The sequence below is a fragment of the Marinospirillum sp. genome, from assembly GCF_014859565.1.
Window position 1 is genome coordinate 1 of record NZ_JACUUA010000245.1, and the last position, 4,503, is coordinate 4,503.

Annotated in this window: 1 protein-coding gene and 1 tRNA gene; both read left to right on the forward strand. The window is 42.5% G+C overall.

The window, feature by feature from the left end:
* Positions 1-10 precede the first annotated feature (10 nt).
* A tRNA-Arg gene (locus IBX50_RS17525) sits at positions 11-87 on the forward strand.
* A 180-nt stretch (positions 88-267) separates the two neighbouring features.
* Positions 268-4,257, forward strand: coding sequence for a reverse transcriptase domain-containing protein (locus IBX50_RS17530; RefSeq protein WP_292257589.1), 3,990 nt, complete (start codon positions 268-270; stop codon positions 4,255-4,257).
* Positions 4,258-4,503 lie beyond the last annotated feature (246 nt).

Below are 4,503 nucleotides of genomic sequence, written 5' to 3' on the forward strand. Positions count from 1 at the left end.
TCTCAAAAATGCGCTCGTAGCTCAGCTGGATAGAGTACTGCCCTCCGAAGGCAGTGGTCGTGGGTTCGAATCCCGCCGAGCGCGCCAAAACTCCTGGTTTTTTGCCCTTCAGATGCTGTTATTTTTAGGCTAATCTAGACAAGGTATTTTTATAGTCTGTGCTTTTCTAGGCTAACTCAGTACCCAGTTCCAATCTCAAAGCATAAGTGGTGTTCATCTAAGCCTGCTCAAAAAACGGTCAAATAAACTCTTAGCTAAGGAAAGCCCATGCCGCTTCTTGATAAAAAATACGAACAACTTGCACTAACAGACCAGTATATTACCGACCCTTTGCTGATGGCTTTGGCGTGGAAAAAGGCACATCACTACATCCGTACTACTAACTGGTATGCGGATAATTTTGAACTGGATTTTTCGGCGCTGAACCTTGCAAAGCTTTGTGAGGATTGGAAGCATGAATTAGCCAAGATTAAGTTTGAGAAGCTAGAACTGATTCCTGCTCCTAAGACCCAGCAGTGGGGATTTTACCAAGAGCAGAGTGCTAGTGAAGAAAATCAACCGACAGAAGGTGTAGCTAAACGTTTTGCTGATATGGGTTTTCTGGGGTTTGAGCTTGATGAGCATATATTTTGTAGAACAGAGTGGATGCCAAAAAATGCTCAAGAATTAAAACTTCGACCTCTAGCACATATTGGTATCAAAGAACAAACCATTATGACGCTGGTGATGATGTGCTTGGCTAACGAGGTCGAAGCACAACAAGGTGATCCCGCAGCTGACTATAAAGAGGTTCACGAGAAAAAGGTTGTCAGCTATGGCAATCGTCTTTATTGCACCTACAGCGAAGATGGCAAAGCCGAGCACAATTATGGTGCAACCACTCTCTATGGTAAGTACTTCACTGATTACCGTAAGTTTTTGCAACGGCCTTACTACTTTGCTCATGAGTCTTTGTCCGAAATATCATCTGACCAAGAGGTTTACTTGGTCGATCTTGATCTAAAGAAGTTTTTTGACTGTATTAGTCGCGCCAAACTGATTGCCAAAATATGTCAGATAGCCAAGGATCAAAAAAACCTCTCTAAAAACACCTCGCCAACTGTGAAGCATATACTGTCTGCTTTTGATGGTTGGGAATGGTCTAAGCGAAGCTTGAAGGACTTTCCTCTTTGTAAGGGAAACCAAGAAAAAGAAGGTGCAGAGCCACCAAAAGGTTTACCACAAGGGCTAGTGGCAGCTGGTTTTTTCGCCAATATCTACATGTTGGAGTTTGACGAATGGATTGCTAAGCAGATCGACTGCTTGATAGATGATGCCGAAACAGACCTTAAATTAGTCGATTACTGCCGTTATGTTGATGATATGCGCTTGGTCCTCATCGGCCCATCTAGGAAAAATAGCATCAATCAAGACCCAACTCCCACCATCAAAAAACGCTTAGGAGCTTGGTTAAAGAGTGAACTGGATCAATTAGGTTTAGAGCTACACCCTGAAAAGACCAAGGTAGAAATCTACAGAGGCAAAGCAAAAGGTGTATCTGCCACTTTGGAGGAGATTCAAAGCAAAACCAGCGGTCCTGTTTCCCATGAAGATGCTGGAGAGCTATTAGGTCAGTTAGAGTCGTTGCTAATTTTATCGACACATAATTTTCCAGATCAGGACGGCGAGAGGAAATGTAGACCTAATCGCTTGGAGCAGATTGAGAAAAGCACATTTGATGTACGTGATGATACCTTAAAACGTTTTGCCGCCAATAAAATCTCGACCATGCTGAACAGTATGCGCCACTTCACCGCTAGAGAAATCGATAGTGACGGGCAAGCAATACTAGGTGACTGGGACTATCTACAAGAAAGAATGGCACGGCGCTTGATTGCTTGCTGGAGCCGTGATCCAGCCTTGGTTTTATTGTTGAAAAAAGGCCTAGAGCTTTTCCCAAGCACTAGGGTGCTTGAACCAGTACTTGAGCAGATCGAATATATTAGAAATTACCGTAATTTAATTGGGCCTCCCAGCCTAGACGATTTAAAGCAACACGCAGTTGTAAGCTACTGCCTTTCAGAAATATTTCGCCATTCAGCTGTAGTAATCCACCGCAAAGACCCACAAGCCATTCCAGCACAAGCAAATGTGGATGCTTTCTTTGAGCGTCTGCAAAACTTTGCTGCCGAGCTGATTGATAAACAGTCAACCATGAGTAAACAAGGAGAGTTTGACTTGTTGATCAGCCAAGCCCGCTTTCTTATTTTGATTCGGCTAGATACACTGCTAGAAAAATCAACAGGTGATAATAAGCAAGATCTTATTTTTAAGCTGACAAAAGGTTATCGCAATATCACTGTTTCTGATGAGTTGGATCAAGAGAAAATAGCCACCTGCATATTACTTGCAAGCCAACTGGTTACGAATATAAAACCACTGACTAGAGCCACCTGCTGCTTGCTTAATCAGCCATCAGTTAATGCAAAGAGCATCTTGGAAAAACTGGCTATTCAGGATAAAAGCTTGGTTATATTGATTATTCTTCATGCTCGCACATTACAGTATGACTGGTACAAAGAAGAAAAAAATAAAAAATCCATCAGAGAATTGGCTGAGAAACTATACATAGATATCAAACCATCAGCCAAGCCCTTGGAGAAAATAAAAACCCCAACGGCTCTACTGAAGCTAGTTCTTCGTACTGACAACCCATTTGCTAACGAAATAATGGTTATCAAGCTGATGCTCGCGCTATTAAATAAAGCGGATGAGTTCAAAATTAAAGGGCAAGGAAAAACTCTAGATTTAAATCAGACAAAAGTTCTATTTGAAGGAGGTGGATATCATAATCCGCCGGAATTTGATGACTTTGCAAGACGCTTGATTATTCATGATATTGCATTTCAATCACCGATTTCACCAGTAGCACGACACCTGCTGAAAATTAATTCGGAAGATATGTGCCAGCAGGATGAGGCAGCTCAACAAGAGGCGGCCATTCTTCAAAAAGTTGCTCTGTGTATTCGTGCGGCACTGGCTGGTTCGGATGACCCAACAGGGTTTGGTGTATCAAGCACACCAAGAGCAGGGTATCGCGGCTTGAAATCAACCCAATTCAAGCGTCAGCTAGGGTTGTATACCACACCTGAGTCTTTGGCTGGTGAAAGTGCAGCTTTTTCAAGCTGGATAACAACCTTAGTTTCCAAGCTGCTCAAGTGGCCAGGCATCCACATTAATGATCAGGGCTTTCTTTGGCCATACGAAATGACTCTGGGTGCTGTGCAAAAGTTATTGGAAGACCGCCTGAAAGAACTTAAAAAAATTTATTGCAAGCTTTCCGCAATACCAGGGTTATCAGAAAAAATCACGCCAGACTGGAGCAAGGACAAGACTAATCTAACCGTCGTCATGGTGCAGTCAAAACTACCAAAAAAGAAAGATTTTGCAGAAAATGGCCTGCTTCTGGATAATCCACAATATCGCACAAAGCATCGCCGCCATATTGCACGTGTTGCCAAGCTGATTATTCAGCATCTAGAAGCACAACACCTAGAAAAACCAAAAAATGGAGTACGAGAACATCACGTTGATTTGATTGTTTGGCCTGAGCTGGCTGTTCATCAGGATGATAGGGATATACTCATCCAGCTTTCGCGTAAAACCCATTCCATCGTTTTTGCTGGCTTGGGATTTATGCATCAGCCCAAAGTGAAAGGTCCAAATAACTGCGCACTTTGGATTGTACCAAGAAAGCATAATGGCAATAAAAATGAAATTTTGCGCCTTCAAGGCAAGCAGAACATGATGGCTGATGAAACAGGTAAAGTTATACCTTGGCGTCCCTATCAACTTATGCTGGAGTTACGACATCCACAGTTTCCCAGTGAACTTGGTTTTATTTTAACGGGTGCCATTTGTTTTGATGCGACTGATATCGCTTTAAGTGCTGACTTGCGCGATAAATCCAATACGTTTCTGATTCCGTCTTTAAATCAGGACGTGAACTCTTTTGATACTATGGTTGATGCACTCCACTACCATATGTTTCAGCACGTTGTTCTGGTCAACACGGGGGAGTTCGGTAGCTCTTACGCTAAAGCCCCTTACAAGGATGCGCATAAACGTTTGATTGCTCACTCATCCGGTAATAATCAGGTGGCTATTAATAGCTTCGATCTTAATATGTTCGATTTCAGAAGAGACCAAGTTGGAACAGACTTACGTTCAAAACTTGAAATAAAAGCTGCACCAGCAGGAGTAAGCCATAAGTGTTAAATACAATGTTTGTTGTGAAGAGACCTATCACCAACAAGTAAGTTGGGGTCCGGTTTGGTTCGCTAAACCCACTCCATTCTCTCCTCATAAAATCCTGCTGTCGGTTGAATCAACACAGGTGTGTACCAATGTTGATTTTTTCATTTTTTTCGACACAGATTATTGCTATGTCGACCACATCAACATGGTCTCTGTCAATGGCCATTTATTTTGACCCACTTTTGGCCAATAAAATTGACCCACCTG